At 74.4% G+C, this 18,950-nt stretch carries 17 protein-coding genes and 1 riboswitch; of the genes, 11 read left to right on the plus strand and 6 right to left on the minus strand.

What is annotated here, in order from left to right; translation table 11 throughout:
• Positions 1-33 precede the first annotated feature (33 nt).
• Positions 34-2,127: an acyl-CoA dehydrogenase family protein gene (locus AC1C2W_RS11445; protein WP_495413152.1), complete on the minus strand. Its 2,094-nt coding sequence runs from the start codon at positions 2,125-2,127 to the stop codon at positions 34-36.
• Positions 2,124-2,900: a TetR/AcrR family transcriptional regulator gene (locus AC1C2W_RS11450; RefSeq protein ID WP_495413153.1), complete on the minus strand. Its 777-nt coding sequence runs from the start codon at positions 2,898-2,900 to the stop codon at positions 2,124-2,126. Before AC1C2W_RS11450 ends, AC1C2W_RS11445 begins: the two co-directional genes overlap by 4 nt.
• 88 nt (positions 2,901-2,988) lie before the next feature.
• On the opposite strand from AC1C2W_RS11450, the gene AC1C2W_RS11455 reads away from it, so the two are divergent.
• The 4 genes from AC1C2W_RS11455 to AC1C2W_RS11470 all read left to right on the plus strand — a co-directional run bounded on the left by AC1C2W_RS11455 (position 2,989) and on the right by AC1C2W_RS11470 (position 7,894).
• Complete coding sequence (locus AC1C2W_RS11455) at positions 2,989-4,371, plus strand: acetyl-CoA C-acetyltransferase (RefSeq protein ID WP_495388983.1); 1,383 nt, start codon at positions 2,989-2,991, stop codon at positions 4,369-4,371.
• A gap of 14 nt (positions 4,372-4,385) precedes the next feature.
• Positions 4,386-5,750, plus strand: a complete 1,365-nt coding sequence (locus AC1C2W_RS11460; protein WP_495388984.1) for a 3-oxoacyl-ACP reductase — start codon at positions 4,386-4,388, stop codon at positions 5,748-5,750.
• Positions 5,747-6,844, plus strand: a complete 1,098-nt coding sequence (locus AC1C2W_RS11465; RefSeq protein WP_495413154.1) for a MaoC family dehydratase — start codon at positions 5,747-5,749, stop codon at positions 6,842-6,844. The genes AC1C2W_RS11460 and AC1C2W_RS11465 overlap by 4 nt, the downstream gene beginning before the upstream one ends.
• A 129-nt stretch (positions 6,845-6,973) precedes the next feature.
• Positions 6,974-7,894, plus strand: coding sequence for an LLM class flavin-dependent oxidoreductase (locus AC1C2W_RS11470; RefSeq protein WP_495388986.1), 921 nt, complete (start codon positions 6,974-6,976; stop codon positions 7,892-7,894).
• A 13-nt stretch (positions 7,895-7,907) separates the two neighbouring features.
• Here the strand turns inward: AC1C2W_RS11470 and AC1C2W_RS11475 are convergent, their stop codons facing one another.
• On the minus strand, positions 7,908-10,019 hold the full coding sequence (locus tag AC1C2W_RS11475) for a CocE/NonD family hydrolase (RefSeq protein WP_495413155.1): 2,112 nt from the start codon (positions 10,017-10,019) through the stop codon (positions 7,908-7,910).
• 41 nt (positions 10,020-10,060) lie between these two features.
• The gene (locus tag AC1C2W_RS11480) at positions 10,061-11,557 is read right to left on the minus strand and encodes a peptide MFS transporter (protein ID WP_495388988.1); all 1,497 of its coding nucleotides are present in this window, start codon (positions 11,555-11,557) and stop codon (positions 10,061-10,063) included.
• A 197-nt stretch (positions 11,558-11,754) separates the two neighbouring features.
• Between AC1C2W_RS11480 and AC1C2W_RS11485 the strand changes: the two genes are divergently transcribed.
• Positions 11,755-12,333, plus strand: coding sequence for a dienelactone hydrolase family protein (locus tag AC1C2W_RS11485; RefSeq protein ID WP_495413156.1), 579 nt, complete (start codon positions 11,755-11,757; stop codon positions 12,331-12,333).
• Positions 12,334-12,386: 53 nt separating this feature from the next.
• On the opposite strand, the gene AC1C2W_RS11490 is transcribed toward AC1C2W_RS11485, so the two are convergent.
• Complete coding sequence (locus tag AC1C2W_RS11490; protein WP_495413157.1) at positions 12,387-12,551, minus strand: hypothetical protein; 165 nt, start codon at positions 12,549-12,551, stop codon at positions 12,387-12,389.
• Between the two features lie 113 nt (positions 12,552-12,664).
• Here AC1C2W_RS11490 and AC1C2W_RS11495 point away from each other — a divergent pair, with 113 nt between their 5' ends.
• Both AC1C2W_RS11495 and AC1C2W_RS11500 read left to right on the plus strand, forming a co-directional pair.
• A complete protein-coding gene (locus AC1C2W_RS11495; protein WP_495413158.1) occupies positions 12,665-14,134 on the plus strand; it encodes an amidase in 1,470 nt (489 codons plus the stop codon).
• Positions 14,135-14,282: 148 nt separating this feature from the next.
• Positions 14,283-14,456, plus strand: a complete 174-nt coding sequence (locus AC1C2W_RS11500; RefSeq protein WP_495388992.1) for a CsbD family protein — start codon at positions 14,283-14,285, stop codon at positions 14,454-14,456.
• A gap of 72 nt (positions 14,457-14,528) precedes the next feature.
• Here the strand turns inward: AC1C2W_RS11500 and AC1C2W_RS11505 are convergent, their stop codons facing one another.
• Positions 14,529-16,016 (minus strand): aminotransferase class V-fold PLP-dependent enzyme, encoded by a 1,488-nt coding sequence (locus AC1C2W_RS11505; RefSeq protein WP_495413159.1) that lies wholly within the window; start codon positions 16,014-16,016, stop codon positions 14,529-14,531.
• Between the two features lie 34 nt (positions 16,017-16,050).
• A riboswitch (SAM riboswitch) is annotated at positions 16,051-16,167 on the minus strand.
• A 108-nt stretch (positions 16,168-16,275) separates the two neighbouring features.
• Here AC1C2W_RS11505 and AC1C2W_RS11510 point away from each other — a divergent pair.
• The 4 genes from AC1C2W_RS11510 to AC1C2W_RS11525 all read left to right on the plus strand — a co-directional run bounded on the left by AC1C2W_RS11510 (position 16,276) and on the right by AC1C2W_RS11525 (position 18,950).
• Positions 16,276-16,938 carry an RNA polymerase sigma factor gene (locus AC1C2W_RS11510; RefSeq protein ID WP_495413160.1) on the plus strand — a complete coding sequence of 221 codons (663 nt, stop codon included), beginning with the start codon at positions 16,276-16,278 and terminating at the stop codon, positions 16,936-16,938.
• A complete protein-coding gene (locus AC1C2W_RS11515) occupies positions 16,938-18,164 on the plus strand; it encodes a serine/threonine-protein kinase (RefSeq protein ID WP_495388995.1) in 1,227 nt (408 codons plus the stop codon). Before AC1C2W_RS11510 ends, AC1C2W_RS11515 begins: the two co-directional genes overlap by 1 nt.
• Positions 18,165-18,332: 168 nt before the next feature.
• Positions 18,333-18,593: a hypothetical protein gene (locus AC1C2W_RS11520; protein WP_495413161.1), complete on the plus strand. Its 261-nt coding sequence runs from the start codon at positions 18,333-18,335 to the stop codon at positions 18,591-18,593.
• A gap of 24 nt (positions 18,594-18,617) precedes the next feature.
• A complete protein-coding gene (locus AC1C2W_RS11525) occupies positions 18,618-18,950 on the plus strand; it encodes a CIA30 family protein (protein WP_495413162.1) in 333 nt (110 codons plus the stop codon).

Below are 18,950 nucleotides of genomic sequence, written 5' to 3' on the forward strand. Positions count from 1 at the left end.
GAAGCTCGGGGGTTCGCCTTCGGTATCTCGGCGTCAGGAGCGCTGCTTCTTCTTCAGCGACTTCTCGCTGACCGGCGCGGACCCGTCGGCGCGCTGCTGCGCGTAGTACGCACGCGCCTCGTCCTGCCGCTCAGCCTCGATGCCGGACGCGATCACGGCACGCAGGTGGTCCTGGCCGTAGCCCCACGCGTCCACCAGGTCGACGGCGTGCGGGCGCAGGCGGTCCAGCAGCCGGTCGACGTACGACGTGACCGTGCGGGCGCGCTGCGCCGACAGCCGCCCGTGGATGAGGTACCAGGCGAGGTTGCGCTCGATGAGCGTGAGCCCGAAGACGTCGCGCAGCCAGGTCATGACCCGGCGCGTGCCCGGGTCCTCGACCTGCTCCAGCGCCTCGGTGAAGGCCGACCAGCGCAGCAGGTCCGCGTGCGCCTTGGCGGCCTCGACCAGCTGCACCTGGTTCTCGTCGAAGATGCGCGCCGCGGTGACCGGGTCGGCCTTCTGCGCCGGGCGCAGCGCCAGCGCGACCTCCTCGACGATCGTGGCGACGCGGTCGGCCAGCAGCTCGCGCTGGGTCTCGGCGTCGCGCAGGTGCCCGGCCGCGCGGCGCGGGTCGCCGGCATCGGCAATGGCCTGCCCGAAGCGGCGCAGCCCCGTGCGGTGCAGGGCGGCGTCGGTCGCCTGGTCGACGACGAAGCGCGCCAGCCCGGCCGGGGTCTTCGTGGCGCCCTGCAGGTGCTTGGCGTAGTCGCCCACGAGGCGCTTGGCCACGAGCTGCAGCAGCACCGTGTTGTCGCCCTCGAACGTGGCGTACACGTCCATGTCGTGGTGCAGGCTCGTGATGCGGTTCTCGGTGATGAACCCGGCGCCGCCGCACGCGATCCGGCACTCCTGCAGCGTCTCGAGCGCGAACGTGGTGGACGTCGACTTGAGCGCCGCCGCCATCGTCTCGAGGTCCTCGCGGTTCTCGGGGGTGTCCTTCTGGCCGGAGAACACGTCGTCGAACAGGTCGAGCAGGCGGTCGTGCGCGAAGTGCGTCGCGTACGTCTCGGCGATACGCGGGAAGAGCCGGCGGCGATGCGTGGCGTAGTCGAGCAGCACCGTCTCCTCGACGGGCGAGGCAGACGTGAACTGCCGGCGCTCTGCGCCGTACTTCACGGCGATGGCGAGGCCCAGCTTGGACGCGGTCGACGCGGCGCCGTCGAGCGAGACGCGCCCCTGGACCAGTGAGCCGAGCATCGTGAAGAAACGGCGCCCGGGACTGTCGATCGGCGACGAGTAGGTGCCGTCGCTCGCCACCGCGCCGTAGCGCGCGAACAGGTCCGTGCGCGGGATGCGCACCTGGTCGAAGGCCAGGCGCCCGTTGTCGACGCCGCGCAGGCCGCCCTTCAGGCCGTCGTCGTAGCCGCTGATCCCCGGCAGGAACTCCATCGTCTCCGGGTCGCGCACCGGCACGTAGAAGCAGTGCACGCCGTGGTTGACGCCGTTCGTGACCAGCTGCGCGAACACCGTCGCCGCCGTGGCGTGCACGGCCGCGTTGCCGAGGAACTCCTTCCACGCCGCGCGGAACGGCGTGTGGATCACGAACTCCTCGGTGTCCGGGTCGTAGATGGCGGTCGTGGCCACCGAGGCGACGTCGGAGCCGTGCCCGATCTCCGTCATCGCGAACGCGCCGGGCACCGACAGGTCCATCGCGCCCGGCAGCAGGCGGTCCTGCTGCTCCGGGGTGCCCAGGTGCAGGATGGCCGAGCCGAACAGGCCCCACTGCACGCCCGCCTTGATCTGCAGCGACGGGTCGGCGACGACGAGCTCCTCGAAGCCGGCGAGGTTCGCGCCCGGGGAGTCCGCCCCGCCGAGGCGCGTCGGGTACCCGAGCCACACCTGGTGCTTCGGGTCGCTCGCGAGCAGCTTCATCTGCTCGAGCACGCGCTCGCGGTGCTCGGCCATGGACAGCGACTCGTCCTTCCAGAAGGTCGGGTCGGTGGCGCGGTCCCGCGCGTTGCGGCGCCACTCCGGCCAGCGGCCGAGCAGCTGCTCGGACAGGCCGGCGACGTCGACGCGCGCGGTCGCCTTGGGGGCCGGGGCGCCGGCTGCGTGCGTCGTCGCGGGACGGTCGGACGTCGTGGTCATCGGTTCTCCTGCGGGGATGCGGGGATGGGGTTGGTCGTGGGGGCATGGTGGGAGACGTCGAGGTGCGGGTCGCCGTCGTGGTGCAGGACGCCCACGGGGCCGGTCCACAGCCAGAGGGTGACCTGCTCCGTGAGCTCCTCGCGGGTGAGGCGGCCGGCGCCGTCCGGTTCGGCGTCATGGCCCAGCCACCACTCGCCGGCGCCCCGGACGAATCCGACCGCACCCGCGGCCCACGCGGCCGCGAGCGCCGGCGGCGCCTGGACGGCGCGGGCGAACGGCTCGGCCACCAGCTCGATGACGGAGTCGAGGTAGGCGCCGAGCGCCTCGGCCTGGCCCGTGCCGCCGGCGCCCGGGGCGGGCTCGTTCCCGCCGATCGCCGTGCGCGTCACGAACCAGTAGACGTTGGGCGAGTGCTCGATCATCTCGAGGTAGACCCGCACCATCGCGCGGAGCGCGGCGTGCGGGCTCGGCGCGGCCTCGGCCGCCTCGCGGAGCGCGTCGTGCATCGTCGCGACGACGTGCGACGCGACGGCGACGCGCAGCCCTGCCTTGTCCTCGAAGTACCGGTACACGATCGACTTGGAGGTGCCCGCCTCGGCCGCGATCTCGTCCATCGAGACCCCGGGACCGCCCCGGTGCACGGACTTGCGGGCGGCGTTCACGAGCTGCGCCCGGCGCGCGGCGCGGTGGTCGTCCCATCTCGTCGAACGCCCGTCGCTCGCGCGAGCGACCTCCGTCGCGCGACCATTGAGCTGCTGCCCCGCGGCCGTCATCGGCCGCACCATGTGACTCGTCTCACGGGACTGAGAGTATCAGGTACTGTGAGTCCTACCTGACCGACGGAGTGAAGGATCTAACGCTGTGGCTACACGCAAGCCGTCCGACGGCTCCTCCCGGAGCATCCCGACCGCCACCCGCGCCGCGTCCGAGCCGGCCCCCGCGAGCGTGCGGGACGCCGTGATCGTGGGCGGCAACCGCATCCCGTTCTCGCGCGCCGGCAAGAAGTACGCCGACGCCTCCAACCAGGAGATGTTCACCGCCGCCCTCGAGGGCCTCGTCGCGCGCTTCGGCCTGCAGGGCGAGCGGATCGGGGAGGTCGTGGGCGGCGCGGTCCTGAAGCACTCACGCGACTTCAACCTGGTGCGCGAGTCCGTGCTCGGCTCGTCCCTGTCGCCCCAGACGGCCGCGTTCGACCTCCAGCAGGCGTGCGCCACCGGCCTCGAGGCCGCGATCACCGTGGCGAACAAGATCCGCCTCGGCCAGCTCGACTCCGGCATCGCGGGCGGCACGGACACCATCTCGGACGCCCCCGTCGCCGTGAGCGAAGGGCTGCGCCGTGCCCTGCTCGACGCCTCGCACGCCAAGACGCTGCAGGCCCGGCTCAAGGCGTTCGCCAAGGTGCGCCCGGCCGACCTCAAGCCGCTCACCCCCTCCACGGACGAGCCCCGCACCGGCCTGTCGATGGGTGAGCACCAGGCGATCACCACGGCCCGCTGGGGCATCGCCCGCGCGGCCCAGGACGAGGTCGCGCTCGCCAGCCACCAGCACCTCGCCGCCGCGTGGGACGCCGGCTTCTTCGACGACCTCGTGACGCCGTTCCGTGGCCTGACCCGCGACGACAACCTGCGCGCGGACACGTCGATCGAGAAGCTCGCGAGCCTCAAGCCGGTGTTCGGCCGCGGCCTCGCCGAGCCCACCGAGGCCACCATGACCGCCGGGAACTCGACCCCGCTGACGGACGGTGCCTCGACCGTGCTGCTGTCGTCGGCAGCGTGGGCCGCCGAACGTGATCTGCCGGTGCTGGCCCGGCTCGCGGACGCCGAGACCGCCGCGGTGGACTTCGTGCACGGGCACGACGGCCTCCTCATGGCCCCGGTGCACGCCGTGCCGCGGCTGCTCGCCCGCAACGGCCTGGGGATCGGCGACTTCGACTTCTACGAGATCCACGAGGCCTTCGCGTCGACCGTCCTCACGACGCTCGCCGCCTGGGAGGACGCCGACTACTGCAAGGCGGAGCTCGGCCTCGACGCGCCGCTCGGCAGCATCGACCGGGCACGGCTCAACGTGAACGGCTCGTCGCTCGCCGCAGGTCACCCGTTCGCCGCCACCGGCGGCCGGATCCTCGCCACCGCGGCCAAGCTGGTCGCGACCAAGGCCGCCGAGACCGGCAGGCCCGCCCGCGCGCTGATCTCGATCTGCGCCGCCGGCGGCCTCGGTGCCACCGCCGTCGTCGAGTCCGTCTGAAGGAGGAAGCACCCATGACCGACTCGTACGGCAGCGACTCCTACACCAAGGCAGTGAACTCGGGCCTCACCAAGACGCTCGCGAAGAAGCTGGGCCTCCCCCGCCCGGCCGTGCTCCGCCGGTTCCGCGCGGGCGACCCGCTCACCGTCGGGCCGGTGCTCGTCGTCTCCGACGACGCGTCCACCGGCGACGCCGACACGCTCGCCAAGGAGCTGCTCGGCTGGGGGCTCGACGTGCGCCGTCAGCCCACCGACGACGCCCGCTGGGGCGCAGTCCTGCTCGTACTCACGGAGGCCGCCCGACCCACCGACGTCTCCGGCGCCGTGCTCGCGGTCGGGTCGGTGCTGCGCCGGCTGGCCTCCAACGGCCGGGTCGTCACCGTCTCGCGCGCCGCCGCGGACGGGGACGCGCCGGCGCTCGCCGCGGTCCGCACCGGCGTGGACGGCTTCCTGCGCTCCGTCGCCAAAGAGCTGCGCGCCGGGGCCACCGGCAACGGGATCGTGCTCACCGACGATGCCGCTGTCGACGGCGTCTCCGCGCTGGCCACGCTGCGCTTCTTCCTCTCGGCCCGCTCGGCGTACGTGGACGGGCAGCTGCTGCCGGTGGGCGGCCCGGTCGCCGACGCCGCGCTGCCCGCGGACTGGGACCACCCGCTCGCCGGGAAGGTCGCGGTCGTCACCGGCGCCGCACGGGGCATCGGCGCGGCGATCGCCAAGACCCTGGCCCGCGACGGCGCCACCGTGGTGTGCGTGGACGTCCCCGCCGCCGGCGAGGGCCTGGCGCGCACTGCCAACGCCGTGGGCGGCACCGCCCTGCAGCTCGACGTGACGGCGGACGACGCCGGGCACCGCATCCTCGAGCACGCGCGCTCGCGCCACGGGCGGCTCGACGTCCTCGTGCACAACGCGGGCATCCTGCGCGACAAGCTGCTGGCCAACATGTCGCCCGCGCAGTGGGACGCCGTCATCGCCGTCAACCTCGAGGCGCAGCTGAGCGTCAACGCCCAGCTGTTGGAGGCGGGTGTGGACGGCCTGCGGATCGTCTCGCTCGCGTCGACCTCCGGCATCGCGGGCAACAAGGGGCAGTCCAACTACGGCTTCTCCAAAGCGGGCGTCATCGGGCACACCCGGGCCACCGCCCCGCTGCTCGCGGCCCGCGGCGGCACCGCGAACGCCGTCGCGCCCGGCTTCATCGAGACCGAGATGACGGCGTCGATCCCGTTCGCCACCCGCGAGGTCGCGCGTCGCGTGTCGTCGCTGCAGCAGGGCGGGCAGCCGGTCGACGTGGCCGAGGCGATCGCCTTCCTGTGCTCGCCCGCGGCCGCCGGCGTCAACGGCCAGGTGCTGCGGGTGTGCGGGCAGAACCTGGTGGGGCGGTGACCGCCGCCCCGGGGGCCGGGCCGGCCACCAGCGCCGGCGACCCGCTACGCGTCGAGACCCTCCCGACCCTGCCCGGGCTCGGGGGTCTGTACGCGCGGGGCGCCGCCACGTCCGGGCGCATCGCCGCGGGCCGGGCCATGCCCGGCCTGCCCGGCATCGGCCAGCCACGCGGCAACGACGGCTCCCTCGAGGAGCCGGCGCTCGTGCTCCCCGAGGTCGCCTTCCGCGTCGCCGGGGTGCCGACGGCGGGCCTCGCCCGGCACCTGCACGAGTACCAGCGGCTGCTGCACGAGCCCGTCACCGACGTGCTGCCCGCCGGGTACCTCCACGTGCTGGCGTTCCCGCTCGCCACGGCGGTCATGGTGCGGGGCGACTTCCCGCTGCCGCTGCTGGGCATGGTGCACCTGGCGAACGACGTCGAGGTGCGCGGCCCCGTGCGCCTGGGCGACGTGCTCGAGGTGCAGGCGTGGGCGGAGAACCTGCGCCCCCACAAGCGCGGGGTCCAGGTCGACCTCGTCGCCGAGGTGCGCCGGCAGGCCGAGCCGACCGGCGCTCCCGTGTGGCGCGGCGTCTCGACGTACCTCGCCAAGGGCTTCCACCTGCCCTGGTCGGACGGGTCGAACGGGTCGGATCCGTCTGACGCCGCAGGCGCGAAGGGCGTCTCGGAGGCCACGGCCGCCGAGGAGCCGACCGCCACCGACGAGGGCGAGGACCGCGCGCCCGCGGGCACGTGGACGCCGCCCCTGCCCACGGGGCGCTGGGCGCTCGGGCCCGGCACGGGCCGCGCGTACGGCGCGGTCTCGGGCGACCGGAACCCGATCCACCTGTCGGCCCTGTCGGCCAAGGCGTTCGGCTTCCCGCGCGCCATCGCGCACGGCATGTACACGGCCTCCCGCGCCCTGGCCGACGTCGGGCAGTCGCGCGGCGACGCGTACCGGTGGACCGTCGAGTTCGCCGCACCCGTGCTGCTGCCCAGCACGGTGGACGTCGCGGTCACGCCGGACCCGGGGCCCGACAGCTCCGGCTTCGCGTACGTCGGCTGGAACGGCGGGCGCCGGCGCCAGCACTTCCGCGGCACCGTCACCCCGCTCTGACCCGGCCATCGCAGGACCCCGGCTGCCGAACAGGCGGTTGACCCCGCTATCGCCTCCTTGGAGGCCCGATCACGGTGTCAACCGCCCGTTCGGCACCGTGGCACCGGGAACCTGGGGCAGGATCGGCGCATGACGACTCTCGGCTGCATCCTCGCGCCCTACGGCAACCCGCCCTCGCGGTTCGCGCCCTTCGCCCGTACCGCGGAGGCCGCCGGCCTCGACGAGGTGTGGCTCTGGGAGGACTGCTTCCTCGAGTCCGGGCCCGCCGCCGCGTCGGCGATGCTCAGCGCGACCGAGCGGCTGCGCGTCGGGATCGGCGTCATGCCGCTGCCGCTGCGCAACGTGGCGCTCACCGCGATGGAGACCGCGACGCTCGACGGCATGTTCCCCGGCCGCTTCCTGCCCGGCGTCGGGCACGGCGTGCAGAACTGGATGGGCCAGGTGGGCGCCCGCGTCGCCTCGCCCCTGACGCTGCTGCGCGAGCAGGTCACAGCGCTGCGGGCGCTCCTCGCCGGCGAGCGCGTCACGACGTCCGGCCGGTACGTCACGCTCGACGACGTCGCCCTCGACTGGCCGCCCGCCGTCGCCCCGCCCGTGGTCGCTGCGGCGAAGGGACCCAAGACCCTGCGCCTGGTCGGCGAGGTCGCGGACGGCGTGGTCATCGACGGCGACTCCGGGGTCTCCGGGGCGCGGCGGGCGATCGCGCTGGTCGACGAGGGTCGCGCCGCGGCCGGGCTGCCGCCGGTCGCCGAGTCCGGGCCGGAAAGCGAGCACCCGTTCCGGGCGGTCGCCTTCGCGCAGACCGCCACCGGCGCCGGCGCAGCCGACCGGCTGCGCTCCTCCCTCGCGCACTGGGACGTCGACGCCTCCTCCGACGAGGCCCTCGCCGACCACGCCAGCTGGGGCTCCGCGGAGGAGGTCGCCGACGGGCTCCGCCGGTTCGCCGCGCTCGGCGTCTCGACGGTCGTGGCACAGCCGACCGTCGACGAGCCCGACCTCGACGGCTTCGCCGCGTTCCTCGGCGGGGAGGTCGCGCCGCTGCTGCGCTGAGCCGGCGGCGGAGTCAGCCCGCGGTGCGCGGGATGGTCCGCGTCCACCGCCGCTCGAAGACCACCTCGTCGCCGTCGCGCGCCACCACCTCGTTGTCGGTGAAGAAGCTCTCGGCGTCGCAGGTGATCTCCGACCGCGTGCGGATGCTGGCGTCCCAGCCGGTCATGCCGGCCGGCAGGGGGTCGCCCGCGCCGCGCCGCAGCCGGACCGTCCAGTCCGAGCGGGTGCGAGCGCTCGTGGCGTCCGTCCCGATCCAGTACCGCTCGAGCGCGTCCTCGGTGAACTCCAGCCCGTCCGGGTAGGTGCGCGTGCCGCCGTACCGCGGGTCGACCTCGAGCAACCAACGGCCCTCGGCGACGTCCCGCACCACCCGGCGCTCCGGCCGCGCCTCGTCGCCCGCGCCGAAGACGACGCCGAGCGGCGGCGCCTGCTCCGGCTCCTCGAAGCCGACCGGCGGGTGCTCGGCCGCCCGGTCGTGCACGGGCAGCTCGAGCGCGCCGTCGCCCACCGCCACCGCGAGCACCGCGTCGCCGGGCTGCGGCCAGACCCACGGCCAGTACGCCGAGGACACCGCGAGCCGCAGCCGGTGCCCGGGCGCCAGCGCGTACCCCGTGCCCGTGAGCTCGAACGACACCTCCTCGGTGGCGCCCGGCTTCCATCCCACCGCGCGCTCACGGCCGTCCCGCGCGGAGAGGTTGAGCGCGCCGCGCGTGACGAGGGTCGACGACCCGTCGGACCCTACGTCGCACAGCCGCGCTACGACCTGCCCCTTCGCCGCAGAGCAGGTCAACCGCAGGCGCACGCGGGCCCGCCCGAGGATCTCCAGGGGCGCGGTCAGCGGCGCCGAGTCGAAGCAGACGGACCGCCCGTCCTCCTCCCGCTGGTCGGGCGGCAGGTCGGCGTCGTTGCCGAACGGGAAGAACCGGCCGGCGTCCACCCCGGTGTGCGACGGCGACGCCACGACCCACGACGTGGGCATGGGGTGGCCACCGGCGAGGACCTCGACCGTCGGTGCCGTCGTCGCCAACGCGCCCTCGGGCCGGTCCTCCGGCCCCGCCTCGACGAGCGGCAGGTCGCGGGTGAACACGTGCGGCGACGGCCAGGACGGCTCGCCCACCCAGCGGCCGGGCAGCTCGTCGTAGACCGTGGCCGGCGGAACCGACTCGCTGATCCACGCGCGCAACGGCGGGTCGTCGAGGACGCCGCGGTCGGCGCCCTTGAGCCAGTGGTCCCACCAGCGCAGCGTCTCCTGCAGGAAGCCGATGGCCGGGCCGGGCGGCAGCCCGCGGTCGGGGTACTGGTGCGACCAGGGCCCGAGGATGCCGCGCACGGGGGCACGCAGCGAGCCCTCGTCGCCGGCCGCCGCGAGCCGCAGCACGGTGTCGCGGTAGGGGTCGTTCCAGCCGCCGACGGCGAGCACGGCCGCGGAGATCGTCGAGTAGTCCTCGATGACGCTGCCGTGGCGCCAGTAGTCGTCGCGCGTCTGGTGGCGCAGCCAGGTGTGGACGAACGGCTCGGTGTGCTCCAGCCGGTCGAGCCACTGCTCGCGCCAGCCCTCGCCCACGTACGCCGGGTCCGGCGGGCGCGAGCAGAAGGCGAGCATCGTGGCCGCCCACGCGTGCATGTCGACGGCGAGCACGGCGCCGCCGGTGAAGTGCACGTCGTTGTCGTACCGGTCGTCGGTGGAGCACACCGTGACGATCGCCTTGAGCGGTTCCGGGGCGAGCGCCGCGATCTGCAGGGAGTTGAAGCCGCCCCACGAGATGCCGAACATCCCGACCGACCCGTCGCACCAGTCCTGCGCGGCCAACCACTCGACGACGGCGACGCCGTCCGCGAGCTCGGTGGGCGAGTACTCGTCGTCCTGGTGCCCGTCGGAGTTGCCGCTGCCGCGGATGTCCACCCGCACCGACGCGTAGCCGTGCCCGGCGTAGTACGGGTGGCGCTGCGCGTCGCGCGGGGCCGTCCAGTCCGACAGCCGGTAGGGCAGGTACTCGAGGATCGCCGGGACCGGCGCCGGGTCGACCGGCCGCCAGACGCGGGCCGCGAGCCGGGTGCCGTCGGCCAGCGGGATCCAGTGGTCCTCGACAACGGTCTCGTACGGTAGGTCGGTGACGTAGCGCATGGGGTCCCTCCGACGCTCGGGAGATCAGTGGACGGGTGCGATCAGTGGACGGGGTGCATGGTGCGCTTCATCCACGGCGACAGGGCCAGCACCACCAGGGCGACGACGACCGGGACCGCGCCGTTCACCGCGAAGTACACGCCGTCCGACACCTCGCCGTAGAAGCGGACCGTCTGCGCCTGGATGCCGTTGGCCAGCGCGATGGACAGGAACCACACCGCCATCGCCTGGCTGGAGAACGCGAGGGGGGCGAGCTTGGTGGTGGCCGACAGGCCGGTGGTCTGCAGCAGGACGTCGCCCAGGCCGAGCAGCAGCAGCGAGACCAGCATCCACCACACAGCGATCCGCCAGTCGCCGGACTGCCCGCTCACCGCCGGCACGAGGACGAGGTACGACAGACCACCGAGGAGCGCACCGAACGCGACCTTCTTCGAGGCGTGCGGCTGGCGCGGCCCCAGCCACGTCCACAGGGCGGCGACGAAGGGCGCGACGAGCACCTCCGCGGCGCCGAGGTAGGAGCTGAACCAGGCGGACGGGACGTCCCAACCGAAGATCGTGCGCTGCACGTGGTCCTCTGCCAGGAGGATCAGCACCGTGTACGCCTGGAACAGCACGAAGTTGAACGCGACCGACGCGAGCCACAGCACGAGGAACGGGCGCAGCCGGCCGCGCTCCTCGGTCGTCACGCGCGGGCTGCGGAACATTACCGTGAAGTAGACGATCGGCGCGACCATCGCGATCACGGTGAGCGCGTCCACGACGCCGGCGATGCTGAGGCGGTCCAGGAGGGCGAGCACGCCGAGGGCGACGACCACGACCGCCCCGACGCCGGCGAGCATCCAGCGCGTGCGTCGCGCGGCGTCCGGCGGCAGCGGTGCCTCGGCGGGCCGCCCGTAGCCCGGGATGCGGCGCCGGCCCACGACGTACTGGATCAGCCCGGCCGTCATGCCGATCGCGGCGGCGGAGAAGCCCCAGTGCCAGCCGACCTCGGCGCCGAGCCAGCCCGTGATGAGCGGGCCGACGAACGCGCCCACATTGATGCCCATGTAGTAGAGGGCGAACCCGGCGTCGCGCCGGTCGTCGTCGGTGGAATAGAGCTTGCCCACCAGGGTGGAGACGTTGGGCTTGAGCAGCCCGGTGCCGAGGCTGATCAGCACCAGGCCGATCCACGTCGAGATCTCCACCGGGATCGCCATCGTGTAATGGCCGGCGGCGATGAGGATGCCGCCCCACAGCACGCCGCGGTAGGAGCCGAGCACCCGGTCGGCGATCCAACCGCCGCCCACGGACACGAGATAGACCATGGTGCCGTAGCCGGCCGCGATGGACGCCGCGTTGCCGGGCTCCATGGCGAGCCCGTTGTCCGCGACCGACGCCGTGAAGTACAGGACGAGGATCGCCTGCATCCCGAGGAAGGAGAACCGCTCCCAGACCTCGAGGCTGAAGAGCGTCGCGAGGCCGCGGGGGTGCCCGAAGAACGCCCGGTCGTCGTGGGCGTCGGGGGCCGGGTCGACGGCGGGCGCGTCCTCGGTGGTCACGTGTGCCTCATGTGCCTCATGTACCCAGGCTGCCACCGGCGACCACTCCTCACCTTCCGTACGGCCCACCGGGTGGCCCGTCGGGTGACTCGTCGGGTGGCTCGTCGTCCGAGAACGCCCCACGACCGTGCGTGCCACGGGTGGGGCTGGAAGACTGGCCGACGGTCGTGACGAGCTGGTCGTGACGGGGAGGACGCATGGCCGAGATCCTGCTGTTCCACCATGCCCAGGGGCTGACACCCGGGATCGGCGACTTCGCCGAGCGCCTCCGGAGCGCCGGCCACACCGTGCACACGCCGGACCTGTTCGACGGCCGCTCCTTCGACTCGATCGACAGCGGGATGGCGTACGTCGAGGAGCTGGGGTTCAGCGAGATGCTCGAGCGGGGCACGCGGGCGGCCGAGGCATTGTCCGCCGAGCTGATCTACGCCGGGTTCTCGCTGGGAGTCCTGCCGGCACAGAAGCTCGCCCAGACCCGGCCCGGTGCCCGGGGCGCCGTCTTCTGCTACTCGTGCGTCCCGACGTCCGAGTTCGGCGGCTGGCCGGCCGGGCTGCTGGCGCAGATCCACGGCATGGACCACGACCCGATCTTCGTCGGCGAGGGCGACCTCGAGGCCGCGCGGGCGCTGGTCGAGGAGTCCGGGACGGCCGAGCTCTTCCTGTACCCGGGAGACCGGCACTACTTCGCCGACAGCTCGCTGCCCGGCTACGACGCTGACGCCACCGCGCTGATGACCGCCCGCATCCTCGAGCTCGTGGAGCGCGCGGACCGGTGAGCGCTCCACGACGAGGCGCCGGCGGCCGGCGCGCAGTCGGCGAGGTGGTCGCGCTACTGCGCCCGGAGGCGCTCTTCCAGCCCCTTGCGGACCTCGGGCCATTCGTCGTCGACGATCGAGAAGTACGCGGTGTCGCCCACGGTGCCGTCGGCGGCGACGCGGTGCCCGCGCACCTCGCCGTCGTCGCCCAGGACGGCGAGGACGAGGTCGTGGATCACCCGCACATGATCGCCGAACAGGCGGTTGGCACCGGAATGCGTCCACGATCCGCGCGATCACGGTGTCAACCGCCTGTTCGGCAGCCCCGGGGTGGGTGGGTAGCGTGCGGGGCATGGATGCCCTGCACGAGAAGACCGCAGTCGAGCTGCGCGACCTGCTGCGGTCCGGCGAGCTCACGCCCACCGAGGTGGCCGACCACTTCCTGGCGCGGATCGAGCGCGCCAATCCCGGCCTGGGGGCGTTCGTCTCCGTCACGCCGGAGGCCGCGCGCGAGCGGGCGGCGCGGCTCGAGCGGGACGGCGGGCCCGCGACGCTGTGGGGCCTGCCCACCGGGGACAAGGACCTCTGGGCCCGCGCGGGGGTGCCCGCCGGCTTCGGGTCGCGCGCCTTCGCGGGCGACGCTGCGATCGTGCCGCCCGTGAGCGACGAGATCGTGCAGGTGCTCGACGCCGCGGGCATCGTGAGCCTGGGTCGCACGACGGCGCCCGAGCTCGGCTTCCCCGCGTACACCGAGCCGCTCGCCGGGCCGGTGGCGCGCAACCCGTGGGACCCCACCCTCGGCGCGGGCGGGTCCAGCGGCGGCGCGGCCGTGGCGGTCGCGGCCGGGCTGCTCCCGTTCGCCCCCGGGTCGGACGGCGGCGGGTCGGTGCGGATCCCGGCGGCGGCCTGCGGGGTGGTCGGGCTCAAGCCCAGCCGCGGGCTGATGCCTGCGGGGTCGGGCCAGGAGTCGATGGGCGGCCTGGTGGTGAACGGCCCCCTCGCCCGCACCACGCTGGATGCTGCCCTGCTGCTCGAGGGGATGCTGACCTGGACGGCCGACGGCCGGGTGGCCCACCCGCTGACCCTCCGCGCACCGTCGGCCCGCGCCGGGGAGTACCTGGCGGCCGCGCGGCGCGGCGAGGTCGGCGGCAGCGGCGGCGAGGACGTGCAGGGCCGGTTCCACGTGGCGGTCACGACCGACTCGGCGTGGGACCACTTCTACGAGATCACGACGTCCCCGGAGGCCCGCGCGGCGCTCGACGTCGGCGTCACGACGCTCAGCGGCCAGGGTCACGACGTCGAGCCGGTGCGGCTGGAGCCCGACCCCGCGTACGGCCCCGCGTTCCGCACCCTGTGGATCGCGGGCGCCTCGGCCGTCCCCCTCGACGACCCCGCGCAGCTCGACCTGCTGGAGCCGCTCACCCGCTGGCTGATCGGCCGCGGCCGGCAGGTGCCGGCCCGCGAGGTCGCCGAGGCGCTGCGGGCGCTCACCGCGTTCGAGCGTCGTCTGGTGGCGCAGGTCTCGCGGTACGACGCCGTCATGACGCCCGCGCTGGCCATGACCCCCCGCCCGCTCGGCTGGTTCGACCCCGAGGACCCGGAGCGCAACTTCGAGCAGCAGTGCCAGTACACGCCGTGGACGTCGATGCTCAACGTGGCGGGGCTGCCCGCGATCAGCGTCCCGACGCACATGACCAAGGACGGCCTGCCCATGGGCGTGCAGCTGATCGGCCGCCCGGGCGGTGAGACGACGCTGCTCGCTCTCGCGGCCCAGCTCGAGGACCGCCTGCGGTGGGCGGACCGGCACCCGCCGGCCTGGTGAGCGGCGACGCCCACCCGGTCATCGCCGTGAGCGCGGCTGGCCGGCGTGGGCGCCACACAGGGAACGGATTAGTACGCCCGGGTGCGAACGGCCGCGGGCTCGCCTACGGTCGACGTTCGAGGTCGTTCGTGCGACGGAAGGAGCCCCGATGGGACTCGCAGACAAGGCCAAGCACCTGGCTGACAAGGGTGAGGGCAAGGCCAAGGAGACAGCGGGCAAGCTCACCGACGACGAGAAGAAAGAGGCCGAGGGAAAGTCCCAGCAGGCCGGAGCGGACCTCAAGCAGGCGGGCGACAACGTCAAGGACGCGTTCAAGCGCTGACCTGCCCACGACGACGGGGGCGCCACCAGCGGTGGCACCCCCGTCGTCATGTCCGGAAGTTCTCTCGAGCGGTCAGACGTCGTCGGGCAGGCAGCCGAACGCCTCGTCGGCGCCGAGGGCGGCGGTGGCCAGCAGACCCTCCAGGCCGGAGCCCGGGGGCACGGGGCGCGGGTCCTCGACCACGACCCACAGGGAGTCCACCACGTCGTAGCGCGCCTGCGGCCCATCCGTGACGAGCGACCGGACGGCGGCGACGAGCCGCTCGACCTCCTCGCCCGCCGTGCCGAGGCCGACCGACGCCCGCACCGCCCCGGCGTCGAACCCGAGGCGCCCGAGCAGCGGGTGCGCGCAGAACCGGCCGTCGCGCACGCCGATGCCGTGCTCGGCCGACAGGTAGGCGGCGACCAGGCCCGGGTCGTAGCCGGAGACGGTGAACGTCACGACGCCCACCGGGTCGACGGCGTCGTCCCACACGTGCACGACCTCGACCCGGTCGACCTCCTCGAGGCCCGCGACCAGCCGGCGCCGCAGCACGTCCTCGTGCGCGCCCACGACGCGCGGGTCGAGGGCGGCGAGCTCGTCGCACGCGGCGGCGAGCGCCACCGCGCCGATCACGTTGGGCGACCCGGCCTCGTGCCGCGCCGGCCCCTCGTGCCAGTCCGTGCCCGCCGTGCGCACCCGGCGCACCGCGCCGCCGCCGGCGAGGTACGGGGTGCCGCCGTCCAACCAGTCGCGCCGCCCGACCAGGGCACCGGCGCCGAACGGCGCGTACGTCTTGTGCCCGGAGAACGCGACGTAGTCGACCCCGGTCTCCTCGAGGGAGAAGCGGCGGTGCGGCACGAGCTGCGCGCCGTCGAGGACGACGCGCGCGCCCGCTCCGTGCGCCGCGGCGACGACGTCGGCCACCGGCAGCGCCTCGCCCGTGACGTTCGACGCGCCGGTGAGCGCGAGCAGCGCGTACGGCCGGCCGGTGGCGACCCCCGCGGCCAGCTCCTCGGTGATCTCCGCGAGCGTCGCGGCGACCGACGGGCCGCCGGTCACGACGGTGGCGTCCGTGGACCGCTGCCAGGGCAGCAGGTTGGCGTGGTGCTCGATGTCGAGCACCAGCATCCGTCCCGGCTCGCCCGTCACCGGGTCGACGGGCACGCAGCCGGCCAGCAGGTTGAGGGAGTCGGTGGTGTTGCGGGTGACGATGGTCAGGTCGTCGTCGCGTGCGCCGACGAAGGCGCCGATCGTGCGGCGCGCCGTCTCGTAGAGCGCGGTCGAGACCTGCGACAGGTACCCGGCCCCGCGGTGCACGCTCGCGTACAGGGGCAGCACCTGGGTGACGCGGTCGGACACCGCCTGCAGGGCGGGCGCGGACGCGGCGACGTCGAGGTTGGCGTACGGCACGTAGCGGCCGTCGACGAGAGGCACGAGGGTGTCGGCGCCGACGACGGGCAGCACGGGGGCGACGTCGTGCACCGGCGGGGCGGCGTCGGTCGCGGCCACGCCGTCAGTGGGGGCGTTCTGCGGCCGGTGGAGCTGCGGCCGGTCGAGCTGCGTGGTGAGCGTAGTCATGGCTGGTCCTCCTCGGTGGTGCCGGGGAGGTACCTCCCCGCGCTTGCCCTGGCGCCGGACGGCGCAGAGCCTGGTCGTCACCCGGGGCACCCCGCCGCGAGAGGAGGGTTGCCGGCCAGCGAGCCGGGGCTTGTCGCTGGCGCTCTTGACCTGCCGCCCATCGTGCGGTGACCGGCCCACGTCGTCAAGCGCTGGGACGGGCTTCTCACGATGCGGGCACGGGCTGGCCCCGGCGCCCGGCGCCCGGGAGAGTCCGTGCATGGTCTCCGTCCGCCGCGCCACGACCCTCGACGTCGACGCGCTCCTCCCCGGCGCGGAGCTCGACGTCGCGCTCCGTACCGGTGACGCGCACGCCGCCCGGCGCGCCGTGGCCGAGGCCGTGGCCGCCGCCGGGCCGGACGACGTGCTCGACGTGCTGGGCCGGCACGCCGCCACCGGCTCCGCGCTCTGCACCGAGCTGCTGGTCGAGCTGCTCGACGAGTCGGGTGTGGTGGGGCGGTTCGTGCGCGGCGCGCTCCTCGACGAGTCGGCGGTGGACGACGTGTGCCAGGACGTGCTGATCTCCGTCGCGGGGTCGGTGAGGTCGTTCGCCGGCGCCTCGAAGGTCACCACGTGGGTGCACGGCATCGTGCGCCACCGCGTGGTGGACCACCTGCGGCGCCAGCGGGCCACGTCCCCCCTGCCCGACGACGACGCCGCCCCCGGCACGCGGATGAGCTCGTTCATCGCCACGCGCGCCACGGTGCGCGACGCGCTCGTCGCCCTGCCGGACCTCTACCGTGAGCCCGTGACGCTGCGCGACATCGAGGGCCTGCCGTACGCCGAGGTCGCCGACCGGCTGGGCCGCAGCCTCGGCACCGTGAAGTCCCAGGTGTCGCGCGGCCGCGCCCTGGTCGCCGCCGCCCTCGGGGGCGCACTCTGATGGCCGGTCAGGAGCTGATGGGGCGGTACCGGGTCGGGGACGTCATCGGCGTCGGGTCGTTCGCCACCGTGCACCGCGCCGTCGACGAGCGGCTCGACGACACCGTGGTCGTGAAGGTCCTCGCGGAGAATCACAGCCTCAACCCGGAGATCCGCGAGCGCTTCATCGCCGAGGGCCGGGCGCTGCGCCGGGTCGCGAGCCCGCACGTCGTCACCGTCTACGACATCGGCGAGAGCGACCGCCAGCAGCCGTACCTCGTGCTCGAGCACGCCGACCGCGGCACGCTCGCCGAGCGGGTCGCCAGGCTCCGCGCGGACGGCTGGACGGCGAGCCCCGCGGACGTGCTCGCCGTCGCCCGCGGGCTGGCCGCCGCGGTCGAGGCGGTGCACGCCGCCCGCCTGGTGCACCGCGACCTCAGCCCGGGCAACGTGCTGCTGCGCACCGGGCCCGACGCCCCCGCCGACGGCCCGGCGCCCGGCGAGGCCCCGTTCGCCGTCGTGCGCCCCGACGAGCGGCTCGTCGTGGCCGACCTCGGCATGTGCAAGGACCTGGCCCGCAGCTCCGGGCTCACCGTCGCGGGCGGCACCAGCGGGTTCCGGCCGCCCGAGCAGGACGGCCCCGGCACGGTCGACACCCGCGCGGACCTGTGGGCGATGTCGGCGCTGCTCGGCTGGCTCGCCGAGGGCGCCGACCTGCCGCGCGGCCTGCCGCGGGCGCTGCGCCGCAGCCTCGCGGACTCCCCGTCGAGGCGGCATCCCGACGTCGCCGCGTGGCTCGCGGACGTGGAGGCCACGCTCGCGCCCGCGGACGAGGCGCACGGCACGCCCGCCGGGTCGGCGGCCCCGGGGGCTCTCAGCCGACGGCGCCGCACGACGACGACGGCCGTCGTCGCCGTCGTGCTGGGCGCCGGGGTCGGCCTCGGCGCGGGGCTGGGCGCCGCCGCGTGGCTCGACGGCCAGCCCCGCGCGAGCGCCGGCGCCGCCAGCGTCGCGATCTCCGGGCCGGAGTCCGCCGTCGTCGGGGAGCCCGTCACGCTCACGGCCCGGGTCACCGGGGCCGACCACTGGGTGTGGACCCTGCCCACCGGGGCCTACACGGCCGACGACGGCACCGTCGAGCTCAAGGCGACCAGCGCCGGGCGCGCCGAGGTCGTGCTCGAGGCGCGGGCCGCCGACGGCACGGCCGTCATGGCCGTGCACCACCTCGACGTGGCCGACCCGGGCTGACACCACGGCGACCGCGGTGAGGGGGCCAAGGAGCCGGGCGAAGAAGCCGGCCGAAACTCGTGCGAATAAGTCTGGCCGGCGTGCAACCATTCCGCCGTCCCGCGCGACTCACCCCTGTCAGACGTAGTCAGAACCCATCAGGTCGAACCCTTCCGATCAGGAGAGATCATGCGACACCTGCCCCGCCGACTGGCACCGATCGCCGTCGTCGGCCTGCTCGCCCTCGGCGCCTGCTCCCCAGGCGGCGACGACGCCGAGTTCGACGACGCCGGCTCGACCGCCGACGCGGCGCCGAAGTCCGCAGAGGAGACCCCCACGGACGGGGCCGCCGCCGACGCCCCCGAAGGCACCGCGGGCGTCGACTTCCCAGACCCGGAGGACGTCATCGCGGACGCGACGTTCACCGTGCCTGGTACGGAGAAGGACTAGGTCCGCTTCGGGATCGAGTCGATCGTGGTCTCGGGCGGCACGATGGAGCTGCGACTCGTGATGACGCCGGAGTTCGACGACGGCGGCGGCGCCCCGTCCTTCTACGACGCCACCGGCGAGAGCTCCTCCCTCATCCTCATCGACCGGGAGAACCTCAAGGAGTACCGCGTCCTCGAGGCCGACGGCGGCGGCCGGTGGTACAAGAGCGACGAGGTCTACACGGAGGCGCTGCCCGGCCAGTCCGTGGGATACCAGGCGTTCTTCGCCGCGCCGGAGGACGAGATCACGACGGTCGACGTCAAGCTGGCCGACTCGTGGCCGGTGTTCGAGGACGTCCCCCTGACCTTCGAGGACTGA

Source organism: Isoptericola sp. Y581 (genome assembly GCF_059445475.1).

Coding starts and splice junctions, on each gene's coding strand:
- AC1C2W_RS11445 (WP_495413152.1), bottom strand. CDS start 2,127: ATGACCACGACGTCCGACCGTCCCGCGACGACGCACGCAGCCGGCGCC.
- AC1C2W_RS11450 (WP_495413153.1), bottom strand. CDS start 2,900: ATGACGGCCGCGGGGCAGCAGCTCAATGGTCGCGCGACGGAGGTCGCT.
- AC1C2W_RS11460 (WP_495388984.1), top strand. CDS start 4,386: ATGACCGACTCGTACGGCAGCGACTCCTACACCAAGGCAGTGAACTCG.
- AC1C2W_RS11470 (WP_495388986.1), top strand. CDS start 6,974: ATGACGACTCTCGGCTGCATCCTCGCGCCCTACGGCAACCCGCCCTCG.
- AC1C2W_RS11475 (WP_495413155.1), bottom strand. CDS start 10,019: ATGCGCTACGTCACCGACCTACCGTACGAGACCGTTGTCGAGGACCAC.
- AC1C2W_RS11485 (WP_495413156.1), top strand. CDS start 11,755: ATGGCCGAGATCCTGCTGTTCCACCATGCCCAGGGGCTGACACCCGGG.
- AC1C2W_RS11495 (WP_495413158.1), top strand. CDS start 12,665: ATGGATGCCCTGCACGAGAAGACCGCAGTCGAGCTGCGCGACCTGCTG.
- AC1C2W_RS11500 (WP_495388992.1), top strand. CDS start 14,283: ATGGGACTCGCAGACAAGGCCAAGCACCTGGCTGACAAGGGTGAGGGC.
- AC1C2W_RS11505 (WP_495413159.1), bottom strand. CDS start 16,016: ATGACTACGCTCACCACGCAGCTCGACCGGCCGCAGCTCCACCGGCCG.
- AC1C2W_RS11510 (WP_495413160.1), top strand. CDS start 16,276: ATGGTCTCCGTCCGCCGCGCCACGACCCTCGACGTCGACGCGCTCCTC.
- AC1C2W_RS11515 (WP_495388995.1), top strand. CDS start 16,938: ATGGCCGGTCAGGAGCTGATGGGGCGGTACCGGGTCGGGGACGTCATC.
- AC1C2W_RS11520 (WP_495413161.1), top strand. CDS start 18,333: ATGCGACACCTGCCCCGCCGACTGGCACCGATCGCCGTCGTCGGCCTG.